Genomic DNA, 15,633 nt, shown 5'->3' with positions numbered 1-15,633 from the left:
AAGTTATGGAAGACCACTGATCCTAAAGGATCAGTGGAATGCCTTTGAGGAGAATGTCATGAAAGCAGCATCCCTAAACCACGTTTATCGTTTGATCTGGAGCAAGGTTCAACAAGCATGGGTCGCCGTTGCCGAAGGCACACGTACTAGCGGCAAGTCTTCATTGCATGGCCAAGTGAATGACTCTAAAGAGTCAGGCAAATGCATCTCTTCAAGAGAAGTATTTTTTACTTCAGATACAAAATGGCGTGTAGCGATTGCAACTGCTTTCGCTGCAACTTTAATGCCTTTCTCATCATTTGCGGATACAAATGTGGTTGCTGGCGTTGTCGCAGGTGACCTCAGTATCAAAGACATCAGCGCTACTCATACTCAATATACCCATACGGCCAACGTCAATATTGTTAATTTCTACAAATTCGGTGTGCTTGAAGGTCATCAGCTAGATGTAGTCATGCCAGATGCTGGTCGAGCACTGTATCGTGTGCTTGGAAATAGCGCTTCGGAAATAATGGGTAAATTAAACTCTAACGGCAGCCTGTTTTTGATTAACCAGAATGGAGTTTTGTTTGGTCCAAATGCTGAAGTTAACGTTGGCAATATTGTTGCATCTACATTAAATATCTCTAATGACGATTTCCTTAAGGGCCGCTACCATTTTACCGGGGGCGATACTGCCGGGAACGTGATTAATAAGGGCGCAATCAAAGCCGCTGACGAAGGCTATATCGTCATGCTGGGTAAAAAAGTTGAAAACGCAGGCACACTGGTTGCTAGTAACGGTAGCGTGGTATTAGCCTCTGCCAAAGAAGCAGTGCTGGATTTTTATGGTAATGGCCTGGTAAGAGCCAACTTGACGGCCGAAGCTGTTGAAGGAATCGTAAAAAATAGCGGATTGATCCAGGCAAATGGTGGCATTGTGCAATTAGCCACGAATGCCCGCTCTGCTGCAATTAACGTCACCGGCATCATCGAAGCCAACCAACTGGTTGAACGGAATGGCGTGATTCGCCTTGAAGGTGGCGATAACTCCAAGGTAGAAGTTTCCGGTAAGTTGCTTGCCAAAGGTGAAAATACTTCTGGCGGCACCATTGAAGTCACCGGTGAGCAGGTCGCCTTGATGAATGGTGCTTTGCTTGATGCTTCCGGCGATAAGGGCGGCGGTAAAGTTCTGGTAGGTGGTGATTATCAGGGCGGAAATGCTTCTGTGTATAACGCCAGAACTACATACATTGCGACTGGCGCGACGATCAAAGCAGACGCGATTAAAGAAGGTAATGGCGGTAAAGTGATTGTATGGGCAAACAATGCCACCCGTTTCTATGGATCTATCTCTGCACAAGGTGGCTTGCTGGGTGGTAATGGCGGCTTCACAGAAGTTTCTGGTAAGAATTACCTAGACTTTGCAGGGCGCGTCAATCTTTCAGCAGTGAATGGTGACCGTGGTACCTTATTACTTGATCCTGAAAATATCACACTGATCAATGGACCTGCATCCAATACCTCTGGATTCCAGCCAGGCGTGGATAATCAGGAAGCCTATACTGACAATTCCGGCCAAGACAGTGTGTTCAATGTTGGTGCAGGAGGCAGTTTTACAGGTGTAGGTAACAATGCCAATATCGTGCTGCAGGCTAATAAAGATATTAATGTGAATTCCACATTTAACCTAGCTACTGCAACTGGCAACACTGACGTGAGTCTAACTCTCCTGGCTAAAAATGATGTCAATTTAAACGCCAACATTATTGCTGATGGTGCCGGATTCGTGGCTATCACTGCAGACTCTGATAGCAACAACACCGGTAACCTGAATCTTAAAGCCGATATCGTGACTGATAAAGGTGTGGTATCCCTGGCAGGTGCAAACATTATCCAGACCAGCGGTAGTGATGTCACTACCAATGGCGGCATGGTCATGATCGGCTCAAACGGCAATGTCAACCTGGGCGACATGAAAATCAATACCTACGATCAGAGTACCGGTTCGACACGTGCTACTGGTGGTAATGTGTTGCTGCTGGCTGGCAAAGATCTCACAATGTCTGGAGAAATTAATACGGCTAATCCAGCTTCAACAGGTGTAACTTACACTGGAGGTCAAGGCGGAAGTGTTGCGGTGATTTCCCAAGGAAATATTGATTTGCAAGATACAAAAATCAATGTGGCAGGGGAATCTACGACTAGTCAAACTATACCTCTCGGCGGGTCTAATGTGGCTATTTCAGGCAGTATTCTGATTGGCGCCAATAATAATTTGAGCATGAATAACGGTAGCCTGAATACGAACGGTATGGGTAAAACGGGTGCAGGCACAGACGTCAATTTGACCGGTAACGTTATTGTTGTTGCCAATGGCAATGCCAACCTCGGTACCACACAAATCGATACCTCCGGTACAACACCAGCCAACAGTGATGGCATCAATGGCGGCGCAGCCCTGATTACCGGGCAGAATGTGACAGTTGGTAATATCAATACCAACGGGTCTGCGCCAACCAGCGCTAACGGCACTGGGGGTGCTGGCGGCCAGGTCGTCGCCATCGCTAACAACGGCAGCGTTAAAGTTGGTGATATCACTGCTGGCGGTGCCGCTTCAAATGGTACCGGCAATGCAGGTAACGGCGGCAACGTGAATCTGACTTCTGTAGGCGGAACGGTTACCCTACAATCCATCGATACCCGTGGTGGTGTGGCTGGTGGGTCAGGCACCTCCGGTAATGGCGGTACTGTTGATATCAACGGCAATGCGCTGATCGCAACCAATGCAGTGATCGATAGCCGAGGCGTCACCGGTGGTAATGTGAACTTTAACGGCACTGTGGATTCCGTAGCGGCAGGTAATCGTGCGCTGACTGTGAATACCAACGGCACAACCAACTTTACGCAATCCGTAGGCGCAACCAAAGAACTGGCAAGTTTGACGACGGATGCCGGTGGCACTACCGAGATCTTTGGTTCCACCATGAAAACCACAGGTAACCAGACCTACAACGACAGGGTTAACCTGCATACCGCTACCACATTTGAGACCACAGCTGGCGGCAACGTGGCTTTGAACGATGTGATCAACGCTGCGGGTAATGCCGTGATTGTGAAAACCGGTACTGGCGACTTTACTGCTAACAATGCTGCTAACCAGTTTGCCTCAATCCAGGTGGTGAATGGACGTAATGTGAGTGTGCGGGATACCGATGACATCACTGTTGAGTCTGCAGACATGACAGGTGACTTGCTGGTGCGTGCGGCCAGAGATTTGACGCTGAATGGCAACATAGTTACTACCAGTGGCACCGCGACCGCAGTGCAGCTGGTGGCAGAGCGTAATTTTAACAATGCTGGCAACGGCTCGATTTCAACCGGTGCTGGAGGCAGATGGCTGGTGTATTCAACCAGTCCAGTAGCTGATACTCGTGGTGCTTCACTGACAGCTAGCTATGATTTCACGCAATATAACGCCAGTTTTGGTGACACCATTCTGGGTGCCAACGATGGATTTGTCTACAAGGTCGCACCTACTGTGAACGTGACATTGAATGGCACAAGTACCAAGCCATTTGATGGTAATAATACGGTAACAGACTTGTCCGGTCTCAATGTTAATCTGTCAGGTTTCTTTAACAATGATCAGGCGGGTGCCGCAACCCCTATCACTGGGGCAACATTTGATAACCCATCAGTCGGTACCAATAAACCGATTGCCGGAACCTATGACCTGAATGCTCCGGGTGTGATTGTGACTGCAGAGGGTAAACAGGTGTATGGTTATCAGTTTGTTGAAACTTCTAATGCCACAGGCAGTATCACTGATACCGGAGGCGGAACACCGCCAGCACTGGGTTTCGCTTCTCCCCGTGATGATGCCGGCTTGGGTGGGCTGATCCCTAATAATCCGATATTGAACACGATGTTCATCGTTTCTCTGAACCCTGCTGCTGGTGATGAAGAAGATTTAGATGCGATCGCTTGCCCTGCCAACGAAGACAGTCTGGGCAGTACGCCTATCCTGAATTCAGGTGTGAAACTGCCGGATGGCGTCAGCTCGAATTGTATTTAATTCAGCTCGCCTAGTTTAGTGGCCTCATTAAAGCCGGACAGTTGTCCGGCTTTTTTTTTATGGCGGTGACATTTTGTTTTGTGTGCTTAGCCAACCAAGTGAAATACAAGTAAAATAATGGCTATTCGCGGCTGTAGTTCAATGGTAGAACGCCAGCTTCCCAAGCTTGATACGCGGGTTCGATTCCCGTCAGCCGCTCCAAAGGAATTTTCATGGCTAACACTCCTCCAACCGTTCTTACATTTGCAGCAACAGACCCCAGCAGTGGTGCCGGCGTACAAGCGGATATCATGGCGCTTGCCAGCATTGGCTGTTACCCACTGTCAGTGATTACCGGTATCACGGTGCAGGACACCGTGGGCGTGGAAAGCGTCATGCCGCTGGATGCGGACTGGATCAATGATCAGGCGCGTACCATTCTCGAAGACGTTTCCGTCAGCGCATTTAAGCTGGGTCTACTTGGTAGCGTAGAAAATGTCGCCATCATCGCCGAGATCGTGGCCGATTATCCTGATGTGCCTTTGATCATAGACCCGATTCTCACCTCAGGACGCGGCGATGAGCTGTCTAATGAAGAAATGCAGGCGGCGATGTGTGAATTACTGTTCCCGCAAGCAACCTTGATTACACCCAATAGCCTCGAAGCGCGTCGACTCGCCTATTACGACGAAGGCGATGAAGTAAAGCATAGTTCGCTGGAAGAATGCGCGTTGCGCCTGCTTGAAATGGGCACCGAATACGTAATGATCACCGGCACTCATGAACGCTCGATTGATGTGGTCAACAGCCTGTATGGCATGCAGTTAAGCAATATGCCGGGCCTGATCAAGGATTATCACTGGGAGCGTTTACCAGGAAGCTATCATGGTTCCGGCTGTACGCTGACCAGCGCGATTACTGCTTGCCTTGCACATGGTTTAAGTATTGAAGAAGCCGTGCATGAAGCACAAGAATTCACCTGGCAGACCTTGCGGCACTCTTTCCGTCCGGGCATGGGTCAATTTATCCCGGACCGGTTCTTTTGGGCACGCGAAACCGAGGAACAGGAAAAAGCCAGTGAGCTCCAGCATTAAGGGGCTCTACCTGGTCACGCCAGACTGTGACGATACAGAATTACTGTGTAGGCAAGTCAAACAGGCAATACAAGGCGGCGTATCCATCGTCCAGTACCGGCACAAAACTGCCAGTGACACATTAAGGTTTGAGCAGGCAAGTGCGCTGTTGAGCATTTGTCGCCAGGCCAATATCCCTTTATTGATTAATGATCACGTAGCTCTGGCCATCAGCCTTGATGCGGATGGCGTGCATATTGGCCAGTATGACGGGGCGATCGCAGAAGCAAAGGCCTTGCTTGGTGCGGATAAAATCATAGGTGCTTCCTGCTACAATCGATTCGAACTGGCTGAGCAGGCGCAAGCCGCAGACGCAGGCTACATCGCATTTGGCGCTTGTTACCCTTCATCCACCAAGCCAGATGCGCCGCGCGCTACGTTAGACTTATTCTCTCAGGCCAAGCGTTCGCTCTCCGTGCCCATAGTTGGTATAGGTGGAATTACGCTGGAGAACGCGCCACCACTGATTGCTGCCGGTGCAGATGCGCTGGCAGTGATTACAGATATTTTCCAGGCCAGCGATATTTCAACGCGCTGTCGCCAATACCTGCCATTATTTGCGAAAAATTGAGTTTTTTCGCACCCGCTTTTGCCTTAGTCATGTCCGCTATCTTTTTAAGCTGTAGCTTAATTAAAGCTTATTTGGAATTAAAGCTTGTTTGGTAAAATGCATTCGTTAAATTGATCGGTAAACTCTATGCATATTCACATTCTCGGTATTTGCGGTACGTTTATGGGCGGCATCGCCGTGCTCGCCAAAGCGGCAGGGCACCGTGTCACCGGGTGTGATGCCAATGTTTACCCACCCATGAGTACACAACTCGAAGCACAGGGCATTGAGTTGATAGAGGGCTTTGACCCCAGCCAGACCGCATTTAAACCCGATATGTATGTGATCGGTAATGTGGTCGCGCGCGGAAATCCTTTAATGGAAGAAATCCTCAATCAGGGCCTGCCTTACATTTCCGGGCCGCAATGGCTGGCTGAACATGTGTTGCAAGGTAAATGGGTATTAGCAGTTGCCGGCACACATGGTAAAACTACGACTTCTTCGATGCTGGCCTGGGTGCTTGAATACGCCGGCCTGGCGCCAGGTTTCCTGATAGGTGGCGTGCCGGAGAATTTTGGGGTGTCTGCCCGTTTACCGCAAACACCCAGGCAAGACCCCAAGTCTGTCTCGCCTTTTTTTGTGATTGAGGCCGACGAATACGACACCGCCTTTTTCGACAAGCGTTCCAAATTTGTGCATTATCGGCCACGCACCGCTGTGCTGAATAACCTTGAATTTGACCACGCCGACATTTTTGAAGACCTGCCAGCGATTGAAAAACAGTTTCACCATCTGGTACGCACTGTGCCGCAACTAGGCCTGGTGGTTGCAAACCAGCAGGAAAGCCTGGACCGCGTATTAGCGCGTGGCTGCTGGAGCGGAGTGGAACGCATAGATAGTGCTCAAGGCTGGCAAGTAGGCAATGTGGATGTGCAAGGCCGTTTTGATGTTTTTTTTAACGGCGAGCGCCAGGGCAATGTCAGCTGGAACTTGATGGGTGAACATAACCGCAGTAACGCGCTGGCAGTGATTGCCGCTGCTCGTCACGTTGGTGTCGCGCCTTGTATTGCGATAGAAGCATTGAATGAATTTAAAAATGTCAAGCGCCGCATGGAAATCAAAGGCGTCGTTAACAACATCACCGTCTATGATGACTTTGCCCATCATCCCACCGCAATTGCCACTACAGTTGCCGGCTTACGTGCCAAAGTGGGCAAAGCCCGTATCCTGGCCGTGCTCGAGCCACGTTCAAACACCATGAAACTTGGGGTGATGAAGGACGCATTGCCGGAAAGCCTGCGGGATGCCGATGCCGTTTTTTGCTATGCCAATAACCTGGGCTGGGATGCTTCGGCCGCCCTCGCCCCCATGCAAAGCAAAGCACAAACCTTTGATGATTTATCCCAATTAGTGCAAGCCGTTAGCCGCTTGGCGCAACCTGGTGACCAGATACTGGTGATGAGTAACGGCGGCTTTGGTGGCGTACATCAGCAATTACTACAGGCATTGCAGGACTAACCAGGCGGCAGATGCCCATGCGCTTTCGTGAACGTTCACCTCTGGTATGGGCTTTATGGTTTTCGCTGATCGCGCATGCAGTGTTATTGACGCTACATTTTCAACCTGAATTAAAAGCGCTTAAAGATCAGATTCCTTCACTCAAGGTAATGCTGGTTAACAGCAAAACCCGGCAAGCGCCTGAAAAAGCAGATGCATTGGCGCAAGCCAATCTGGATCGTGGTGGCAATACCGACGAAAAACGGCAGATGAAGAGTCCGTTGCCCAGTGTGCAGAAAATGCCGGCGACTACGCCGCAAGCCACAGAAGCCACCATGCAGCCAGCAATTCCTGCCACGCCGCAGGATGCGGAATTACAGCGACATCAACAACGTGTCGCACAACTTGAGCAGGAGGCCCAGGCGCTACTAACGCAGCTTAAAGCGAGCCAAGCAGTGAACAGCGTGCAAGCGCCGCCCTTGTCACAAACGCAGGCCGCCACCAGAAAGCCAACACCTCAAGCCCTGAATCAACCGGTGCAAACGCAACAGGAGATCATGGCCTTGCAGGAAATGGCAAAACTGGAAGCTTTGATCGCCAAACAGCAAGATGCTTACGAGATGCGTCCCAAACGGCAGTTTATTGGTGCGCGCACCCGCGAGTACCGGTTTGCCAACTACGTGGATCAATGGCGGCAAAAAATCGAGCAGGTAGGTAATCTTAATTATCCTGAAGCGGCGCGTACGCAAAAACTGTATGGAAAGTTGCAATTGACCGTGGCAATCCGTGCCGATGGTAGTATCGAAAGCATTAAAATCCAGCAGAGTTCGGGAAAACGTTTGCTGGATGAATCCGCACGCCGCATTGTCCAACTCGCTGCGCCGTTCCCGGTATTTCCTGAGGGTATCCGCAAGGATACCGATGTGCTCAGCATTACCCGCACCTGGACATTCAGTAAGGAAGACCAACTTTCAACAGAATAAAGCGTCTAATCTTTTCTGTTGCAGGTCTTTTTCTGTGTTATTTTTCATTGATCATTATGTATGAGCGACACCAGAAAGTAATCTTATGAATCAAAGTCACTTTCAATATCACGTATTTTTTTGTCTCAACCAGCGCGAAAAAGGCGAAGACTGCTGCATGAACCGCGGCGCTGAAGCGGCCTTTGATTACATGAAAAAATCGGTAAAAAAACAAGGCTTGGCAGGCACCGGAAAAGTCCGCATTAACCGCGCCGGTTGCCTGGACCGTTGTGGCGAGGGGCCGGTGATGGTCATCTACCCGCAAGCAGTTTGGTATACCTTTGTTGATAATGAAGATATCGATGAAATTATCGAAAGCCATCTGCAACATGGCAAAATCGTAGAGCGTCTGGTGGTTTAAGGCTTTACGCATGCTGTTACTGTGGTTTAAAAGACTGATCGTCACGCTGCTGGTCGTCATGATCGTGACAGTGTTGGCATTGGCCGGCTGGATCTGGCAACCTTATGACACCGAAGCCTGGCGCGTCAGATTGCCGGTGGCTGGCGGAGTGCAGGTGCGTGTCGTGCCATTGTTGATGCTGGCTACTTCAGCACCAGGGCGCTGGTTGTTAGACAGGCAGGCATTCAATTTACACTACGGCGATATCCAGTTATCCGATGAAAATGGGTTAAGGGCGCGCTGCAAACATTGCTGGATAGAAGCAAAATCAGTCAGCGACCAACCAGTAGTCATCCCTATGGTAGAACTATGGCTGCGAATGGAACAGCAGCATATTCACGGCTACCTTTCAGTGGGTGACACCCAGCCACTGTTTAAAATAGATTTCAGCGGCAAAGTCAGCATGCGCAGCTTGAAACTGACCTGGGTGCTGCCGCAAACCCCACTGCAAGCCCTGCTTAAGCCGCTGCAGGCGCATTCCCCAGTGATACGTGATGCCATCGTTTCCGGTTCATTATCCGCTTCCGGCACTCTGCGCTGGCCCAAGAAGGAGTGGAGCGCACAACCGCATTTAAATGCGATGGCTGTCTCCGGGCTGAATATAAGTGCCGCTACCACGCTACCTATACAATACGATTGCCCGTTACTGGATGAACATAAGCATCCGGAAAACATGCAATGGGTGTCCTACGAAAAACTCGGGCGCTGGTTGCCGGTGGCTGCCATCATCGCCGAGGATGCCGAATTCAAGCATCATCCCGGTTATGTCATGGCACAAATGCAGCATTTGCTAGGCAAGGAAAGCGCCGATAAACAGGTGGGTGGCAGTACCATTACCCAGCAACTGGCGAAATACATGTTCACTAACGGCGAGCGTACCTGGAAGCGCAAAATAGAAGAGTTGCTCTATGCCGTGCAACTGGAGTCTGCGCTAACCAAAACCGATATCCTGGAGCTTTACCTGAATACGGTTGATTTAGGCCCAAGTCTTTGCGGGGCACATGCTGCCGCACGCTATTATTTCGATCTGACACCGGATAAATTGAATCCTATACAGGCGGCGTGGCTGGCTGGCATTATCAGTAATCCGCATCGGGCTTGGAAAAAACAGTATATCCAGCAGCAGCCGGATTTAAAGCGCGCGGAAGATATCCTGCATTTTATGCCGCGCAGTGCACGTAAAGATCCGGGTAGCCTGAATTTTCGTCCTGTGAAAGTCGCCGGATAACTTACAATAGCACTTTATTTCCCAACCAAGTCGGGACCTGTATTTTGAGTACAATCAAACTGAATAAATCCCCTGCGGGCAGTGACGAAGCACCAAAGCGCAGCAAACCGGTGCGTCGCGCCTCACCCACCTTGCGTGACCGCACACAACCACCGCCTAAACCTGCGCCTAGAACGGTTGAGAAAGCATCGTCTGCCGACAGGCAAAATAGCCATACAGAAAAACCGGCGCGCCAGGACCACAGCCGACAAGAGGGCAAGCCAGGCGATAAATCCTATGCGCGTAAAGACACACGCAATGAACCCCGCAGGGAGTCCCGGAACGACTCTCAGCATCATTCTCGCAAAGAATATAACGCCGATCGCCCTGTACGGCGCGATGATGCTGCGCCCAGACGTCCGGTCGCACCCACAGATCCGGATGCCCAACCTCGTTTATCCAAAGTAATGGCGGACCGTGGCCTGTGCTCGCGTCGTGAAGCCGATGACTGGATTGTCAACGGCTGGGTCAAGGTCAATGGCGAGATTATTGAGGCCTTGGGGACCCGCATAGACCCGGACGCCGAGATCATTATCAGCACCTATGCGAAGGAATATCAGGCAGAAAATGTCACCATCCTGCTGAACAAGCCGGTAGGTTATGTCAGCGGCCAGGCGGAAGATGGCTATGAACCCGCAGTGGTCTTAGTGAAACCAGAAAATCAGTGGTCAGAAGACCCAACCCAGAAAACTTTTCACAGAGGTATTTATCACGGCCTGGCGCCCGCCGGACGGTTGGATATTGATTCCACCGGCTTGCTGGTACTGACGCAGGACGGGCGGATTGCCCGCGTACTGATTGGTGATGATTCCAGTGTGGAAAAAGAATACTTGGTGCGGGTAGAGGGTGAGCTGAGTGCTAACGGCATGGCAAAATTGAATCATGGTTTGAGTCTGGATGGCGTACAGCTGAAACCAGCCAAGGTGTCGTGGCAGAATGAGGATCAGTTGCGGTTTGTATTGCGTGAAGGACGTAAGCGGCAGATTCGCAGGATGTGTGAGCTGGTGGGCTTGAAGGTGGTGGGTTTGAAGCGGATCCGCATTGGGCGGATTAGTTTGGGGAAATTACCGGCGGGGCAATGGCGGTATTTGGCGGCTAATGAGAAGTTTTGATGGCAATAGCGCTTTTCGGCGTTAGCTTTCAGTGCTAATAGGACATTGTTTTGTATATTGATGATTTTCTTTCGCCTCTAGGCGAGTGACTTTTCTTTGCTTGCCCAAAGAATAAGTAACCAAAAGAAAGGGCATCCTAGCTTCCGCTTGATTCCTGCGTTGCTCATCAAAATAAGCGGTCGCGAAACTCATCCTAGCGGCCTGCACACTACGCAGGCCACCGCGGGATTCAGACAGTCGCTCCCTTCCTCCTTATTTTGACTCCGCTACTCGGCGCGTCAGATAGGGGCCCGTTTAAAACCACCACGATGAAAGTTGGTTGAACATCTGGCATTCATCGCGCTAAGTAACTTTTAATTTTTAAGACTAAATCTCAAGTCATTATTCTGTTGTTTGGTTTTTTTGCCACAATGATTGAGCGGCCTGCGATATATAAAGATATACCCCCAAGTGAAAGCGTGTGCTTTTAATGGGCCCCTATCTGACGCGCCGAGTAGCGCAGTCAGCGTGGGAGTCTTAGGCCAGCGTCTGTTTGAGTTCCGCAACAAGCCACGTTTTGTGTGGCTTGTCAGGGCGAGTTTCGTTGGCCGCCCGCGTTGATGAGCAACGCAGGGAACAAGCGAAAGCTAGGGTGTCTTGTTCTTTGCCTTCTTTCTTATGGACAAGCATAAGAAAGAGGGTCGCCTAGAGGCGAAAAGTAATGTTACTAACTTTCAATATAGTAAAAAATACGCAAAAAAAGAATCCGCCAATAGGCAGAAAATAAAAAAGTAACTCACTAGGAACCACAATGGGATTATTCGACAACTTAGCCAATAACGTGATGACCAAAGTCATGGGCGATAAAGCCCCTATGGCAAAACTGGCCATGGAACTATTCCAGCAATACGGCGGCCTCCCCGGCATTCTGCAAACCCTGAAAAACGGTGGATTATCCGAGCAGGTAGACTCCTGGGTAGGCAAAGGCACGAATTCAGAAGTCTCCGCCCAGCAGATAAGCGCAGCGCTAGGCACTAGTGTATTAACCAGTATCGCCACCAAACTGGAAATCAGTAAAGAAGAACTCACTAGCAAAATTGCAGAATATATTCCGAATGTCGTCGATCAACTGACTCCCAATGGCGTAGTAGAGAATAATCCGGCACTGATCATGTCCAGATTAATGGGGATGCTCAAACAAAAATAGCGGGCTACTGCCCGCTATTTTGTGTAGCTCGTTATCACACTATGCAATATTTCTCCCGGTAATTTTGAATCGCCGGGAAATATTGCGCCAGGCTGTCATTCCCTTGCAAATAGGCAAACAGATCGGTCAGTTTGGCAATGCTCACTACAGGCATCTTATTGGTTTGTTCAACTTCCTGCACTGCCGATAACTCGCTAAGGCCTTTTTCCTGTCTGTCTAAGGCAATACTTACGCCACATGGGACGGCCCCCGCCTGCCGTATCATTTCCACAGATTCACGGATAGACGTCCCGGCAGAAATCACGTCATCAATAATCAGTACGCGGCCTTTGAGGGTAGCCCCCACCAGCGTACCGCCTTCGCCGTGATCCTTGGCTTCCTTACGGTTATAAGCATAAGAGTAATTATGGCCCATGCGGGCAAAGGCGATACTGATGGCAGCCACCAGAGGAATCCCCTTGTAAGCCGGGCCAAACAGCATGTCGAATTTCAATTCCGACTGTAGAATGCTGTGTGCGTAAAACTCACCCAGTTTAAGCAGGCTTTCACCGTCATCAAACAGGCCGGCGTTGAAAAAATACGGGCTTAAGCGCCCGGCTTTGGTTTTGAATTGGCCGAAGCGCAACACCTGTTTCTGGATGGAAAAAGCAATAAAATCGGCACTGAGTGTATTTGCAGTCATTTGAAGATAAAACAGAAAGAATGTGAACGATGCGTATTATAACCTTGAACCTGAATGGCATACGGTCAGCCTGTAACAAAGGCTTTTTGCCCTGGCTGGCGGCAAGTAGCGCGGATATTGTCTGTCTGCAGGAGCTGAAAGCACAGGCAGGCGATATGCAGCCAGATATGCTGCAACCGCCGGGATATCACGGCTATTTCCACTATGCCGAAAAAAAGGGGTACAGCGGCGTTGGCATTTATAGCAAACAACCAGCGGATAAGGTAATTATTGGCTTGGGTCATGCCCATATTGATTCTGAAGGCCGCTATCTCGAGTGCCAGTACGGCAGCTTAAGCGTAGTGTCTCTGTACCTGCCGAGCGGCTCCAGCGGTGAAGAACGCCAGCAATTCAAATTCAAGATGCTGGAATTGTTTTTGCCGCATCTGGAACAGCTGATTGCATGTGGCCGCGAGATCGTCATTTGTGGAGACTGGAATATCGCGCATCAGGAAATTGACCTCAAAAATTACAAAGGCAATCGCAAAAACTCAGGTTTTTTGCCGGAGGAACGCGCATGGATGACCGAGGTGCTGGGGCGTGTAGGCTGGGTAGATGTATATCGTAGCCTCTACCCGCAAACCACAGAAGAATCTTATACCTGGTGGAGTAACCGCGGCCAGGCCTGGGCAAAAAATGTGGGGTGGCGGATTGATTATCAGCTTGCTACGCAAGAGTTAGCGAAGCGCGCTACGGCGGTGAGTGTGTATAAAACGGAGCGGTTTAGTGATCATGCGCCGCTGATTGTGGATTACCAGGATTAATTGTTTTTTACAGGCGGCCTTTGTGGAATCTGCTCTGTGCACTTTCACGGGTCGTCATTCTGGCGGAGCCCAGAATCCAGTCGAGGTTGATGCTAAGCTTTGTGAAATCAAAGAGCGAGTTTTTGCACTTTCTTGAGTTTGGTTTTAATAAGAATGTCCTAGTAATATTCAGCATTTTCTTTCGCCCCTAGGCGAGTTACTTTTCTTTGCATGCCCAAAGAAGAAGTAACCAAAAGAAAGGGCACCCTAGCTTCCGCTTATTCCCTGCGTTGCTCGACTTAGGACTTTCGTCCGTTGCTTTGCCGGACTGTGAGCTGCTGCGGGACTCAAACAAACGCTCCCTTCATCTTGTTTTGCCTGCGCTACTCGGCGCGTCAGATAGGGGCCCGTTTAAAACCACCACGATGAAGCAATTTTTAGTACATTAAGGATGGCGGGCGCTTAGTGAGTTTTAAACTTCGAAGACCAAATTCAAATTCTAGTAAATCTAATTCTTTCGATTGTTTTTCTGCAGTCTTTGAGCGGAGTGCAATGAGATATATACAACAGAAGCGAAAGCGTGTGCTTTTCACGGGCCCCTATCTGACGCGCCGAGTAGCGCTGTCAGCGTGGGAGGTTTCGGCCAGCGTCTGTTTGAGTTCCGCAACAAGCCACGTTGGGTGTGGCTTGTCAGGGCGAGTTTCGTTGGCCGCCCGCATAGAGTCCGGTTACGGACGAAAGTCCTAGGACGAGCAACGCAGGAAACAAGCGGAAGCTAGGGTGTCTTGTTCTTTGCCTTCTTTCTTATGGACAAGCATAAGAAAGAAGGTTGCCTAGAGGCGAAAAGAAACGTTTATAAGTTCATCAGAACGTAATAAGCTTCTAATACTGCTAATTTGGTCTTAATGAAAATTCTGACAGAGGTACTACTCCTTCAACCACCTAGCGATATCCATCGCAAAATAAGTCAAAACCCCATCTGCCCCGGCACGTTTAAACCCCAGCATTGCCTCCAGCACACACGCCTTCTCATCCAGCCAGCCATTCTGCGCTGCTGCTTTCAGCATCGCATACTCACCACTTACATGATAAGCATAGGTCGGTACGCCAAACTCTTCTTTCACGCGACGCACGATATCCAGATACGGCATGCCTGGTTTCACCATGACCATATCCGCACCCTCTTCAAGGTCCAAAGCCACTTCTTTCAATGCTTCATCCGAGTTGGCCGGATCCATCTGGTAATTGTATTTATTGCTTTTGCCAAGGTTGCCGGCAGAGCCCACTGCGTCACGGAAAGGGCCATAAAAGGCAGAAGCATATTTAGCCGAATAAGCCAGGATACGGGTATAGATATAGCCTTCCTCTTCAAGCGCATCACGAATGGCTCCGATCCTGCCATCCATCATGTCTGAGGGAGCAACGATGTCGGCGCCGGCTTCTGCGTGGCATAGCGCCTGTTTCACAAGCACTTCTACGGTTTCGTCATTCAACACATAGCCGGTGTCGTCAATCAGGCCATCCTGCCCGTGCGTGGTGTAAGGATCCAAGGCTACATCAGTAATGATGCCCAGATCAGGGAAGGCTTGTTTGAGTGCGCGTACCGTACGTGGCACCAGGCCTTCAGGGTTATAAGCTTCTTTGGCATCCAGGCTTTTGTATTCTTGCGGGACTACCGGGAATAAAGCTAAAGCAGGAATGCCAAGTTTTACACATTCTTCAGCAGTTTTCAGCAGGCCATCTATGCTTTGGCGATAAACGCCAGGCATGGATTTCACTTCTTCGATTTTGCCTGCGCCTTCGAGGACGAAAACCGGGTAAATCAGGTCATTCACGGTGAGGACGTTTTCACGCATTAAACGGCGTGAAAAATCATCTTTACGCATGCGACGAGGGCGGATAGCTAGAAATTGGCTCAAAATAATCTCCATATTTGCCTAACCGCGCAACGGCGCTAGGCGGAGGA

At 49.9% G+C, this 15,633-nt stretch carries 12 protein-coding genes and 1 tRNA gene; 11 read left to right on the top strand and 2 right to left on the bottom strand.

Annotation, left to right across the window (positions count from 1 at the left end; genetic code table 11):
• The first annotated feature begins 58 nt into the window (after positions 1-58).
• From ASG24_RS04860 to ASG24_RS04815, 10 genes are all read left to right on the top strand, one after another.
• On the top strand, positions 59-4,057 hold the full coding sequence (locus ASG24_RS04860) for a filamentous hemagglutinin N-terminal domain-containing protein (protein ID WP_055868609.1): 3,999 nt from the start codon (positions 59-61) through the stop codon (positions 4,055-4,057).
• Positions 4,058-4,184: 127 nt separating this feature from the next.
• Positions 4,185-4,258: transfer RNA gene (locus ASG24_RS04855), tRNA-Gly, on the top strand.
• Positions 4,259-4,269: 11 nt separating this feature from the next.
• Positions 4,270-5,130 carry a hydroxymethylpyrimidine/phosphomethylpyrimidine kinase gene (locus tag ASG24_RS04850; RefSeq protein WP_055830738.1) on the top strand — a complete coding sequence of 287 codons (861 nt, stop codon included), beginning with the start codon at positions 4,270-4,272 and terminating at the stop codon, positions 5,128-5,130.
• On the top strand, positions 5,114-5,740 hold the full coding sequence (thiE, locus tag ASG24_RS04845; RefSeq protein WP_055868607.1) for a thiamine phosphate synthase: 627 nt from the start codon (positions 5,114-5,116) through the stop codon (positions 5,738-5,740). Before ASG24_RS04850 ends, thiE begins: the two co-directional genes overlap by 17 nt.
• Before the next feature lie 126 nt (positions 5,741-5,866).
• Positions 5,867-7,237, top strand: a complete 1,371-nt coding sequence (gene mpl, locus ASG24_RS04840; RefSeq protein ID WP_055868604.1) for a UDP-N-acetylmuramate:L-alanyl-gamma-D-glutamyl-meso-diaminopimelate ligase — start codon at positions 5,867-5,869, stop codon at positions 7,235-7,237.
• Between the two features lie 11 nt (positions 7,238-7,248).
• Positions 7,249-8,199 (top strand): energy transducer TonB, encoded by a 951-nt coding sequence (locus tag ASG24_RS04835; protein WP_055868603.1) that lies wholly within the window; start codon positions 7,249-7,251, stop codon positions 8,197-8,199.
• Between the two features lie 85 nt (positions 8,200-8,284).
• Complete coding sequence (locus ASG24_RS04830; protein ID WP_055830746.1) at positions 8,285-8,599, top strand: ferredoxin; 315 nt, start codon at positions 8,285-8,287, stop codon at positions 8,597-8,599.
• A 10-nt stretch (positions 8,600-8,609) separates the two neighbouring features.
• Positions 8,610-9,866 carry a biosynthetic peptidoglycan transglycosylase gene (locus ASG24_RS04825; protein WP_055868601.1) on the top strand — a complete coding sequence of 419 codons (1,257 nt, stop codon included), beginning with the start codon at positions 8,610-8,612 and terminating at the stop codon, positions 9,864-9,866.
• Between the two features lie 44 nt (positions 9,867-9,910).
• Positions 9,911-11,017 carry a pseudouridine synthase gene (locus tag ASG24_RS04820; RefSeq protein ID WP_055868599.1) on the top strand — a complete coding sequence of 369 codons (1,107 nt, stop codon included), beginning with the start codon at positions 9,911-9,913 and terminating at the stop codon, positions 11,015-11,017.
• Between the two features lie 790 nt (positions 11,018-11,807).
• Positions 11,808-12,203 (top strand): YidB family protein, encoded by a 396-nt coding sequence (locus ASG24_RS04815; RefSeq protein WP_055868597.1) that lies wholly within the window; start codon positions 11,808-11,810, stop codon positions 12,201-12,203.
• Between the two features lie 34 nt (positions 12,204-12,237).
• On the opposite strand, the gene pyrE is transcribed toward ASG24_RS04815, so the two are convergent.
• A complete protein-coding gene (gene pyrE, locus ASG24_RS04810; RefSeq protein WP_055868596.1) occupies positions 12,238-12,885 on the bottom strand; it encodes an orotate phosphoribosyltransferase in 648 nt (215 codons plus the stop codon).
• A gap of 29 nt (positions 12,886-12,914) precedes the next feature.
• Between pyrE and ASG24_RS04805 the strand changes: the two genes are divergently transcribed.
• The gene (locus tag ASG24_RS04805; protein WP_055868594.1) at positions 12,915-13,688 is read left to right on the top strand and encodes an exodeoxyribonuclease III; all 774 of its coding nucleotides are present in this window, start codon (positions 12,915-12,917) and stop codon (positions 13,686-13,688) included.
• Positions 13,689-14,593: 905 nt separating this feature from the next.
• Here the strand turns inward: ASG24_RS04805 and hemB are convergent.
• A complete protein-coding gene (gene hemB / locus ASG24_RS04800; RefSeq protein ID WP_200936974.1) occupies positions 14,594-15,598 on the bottom strand; it encodes a porphobilinogen synthase in 1,005 nt (334 codons plus the stop codon).
• Between the last annotated feature and the right edge of the window lie 35 nt (positions 15,599-15,633).

The organism is Methylophilus sp. Leaf414 (assembly GCF_001425425.1).
Classification (GTDB): Bacteria; Pseudomonadota; Gammaproteobacteria; order Burkholderiales; family Methylophilaceae; genus Methylophilus.
The sequence above is the reverse complement of the archived record's forward strand: the minus strand, read 5'-3'. Positions and strand labels throughout refer to the sequence as shown.

Bases quoted from the DNA above. Each gene is read 5' to 3' on its own strand.
- ASG24_RS04850 (WP_055830738.1), top strand. From the start codon at position 4,270: ATGGCTAACACTCCTCCAACCGTTCTTACATTTGCAGCAACAGACCCC.
- ASG24_RS04860 (WP_055868609.1), top strand. From the start codon at position 59: ATGAAAGCAGCATCCCTAAACCACGTTTATCGTTTGATCTGGAGCAAG.
- hemB (WP_200936974.1), bottom strand. From the start codon at position 15,598: ATGGAGATTATTTTGAGCCAATTTCTAGCTATCCGCCCTCGTCGCATG.
- mpl (WP_055868604.1), top strand. From the start codon at position 5,867: ATGCATATTCACATTCTCGGTATTTGCGGTACGTTTATGGGCGGCATC.
- ASG24_RS04830 (WP_055830746.1), top strand. From the start codon at position 8,285: ATGAATCAAAGTCACTTTCAATATCACGTATTTTTTTGTCTCAACCAG.
- pyrE (WP_055868596.1), bottom strand. From the start codon at position 12,885: ATGACTGCAAATACACTCAGTGCCGATTTTATTGCTTTTTCCATCCAG.
- ASG24_RS04835 (WP_055868603.1), top strand. From the start codon at position 7,249: ATGCCCATGCGCTTTCGTGAACGTTCACCTCTGGTATGGGCTTTATGG.
- ASG24_RS04825 (WP_055868601.1), top strand. From the start codon at position 8,610: ATGCTGTTACTGTGGTTTAAAAGACTGATCGTCACGCTGCTGGTCGTC.
- ASG24_RS04815 (WP_055868597.1), top strand. From the start codon at position 11,808: ATGGGATTATTCGACAACTTAGCCAATAACGTGATGACCAAAGTCATG.
- ASG24_RS04805 (WP_055868594.1), top strand. From the start codon at position 12,915: ATGCGTATTATAACCTTGAACCTGAATGGCATACGGTCAGCCTGTAAC.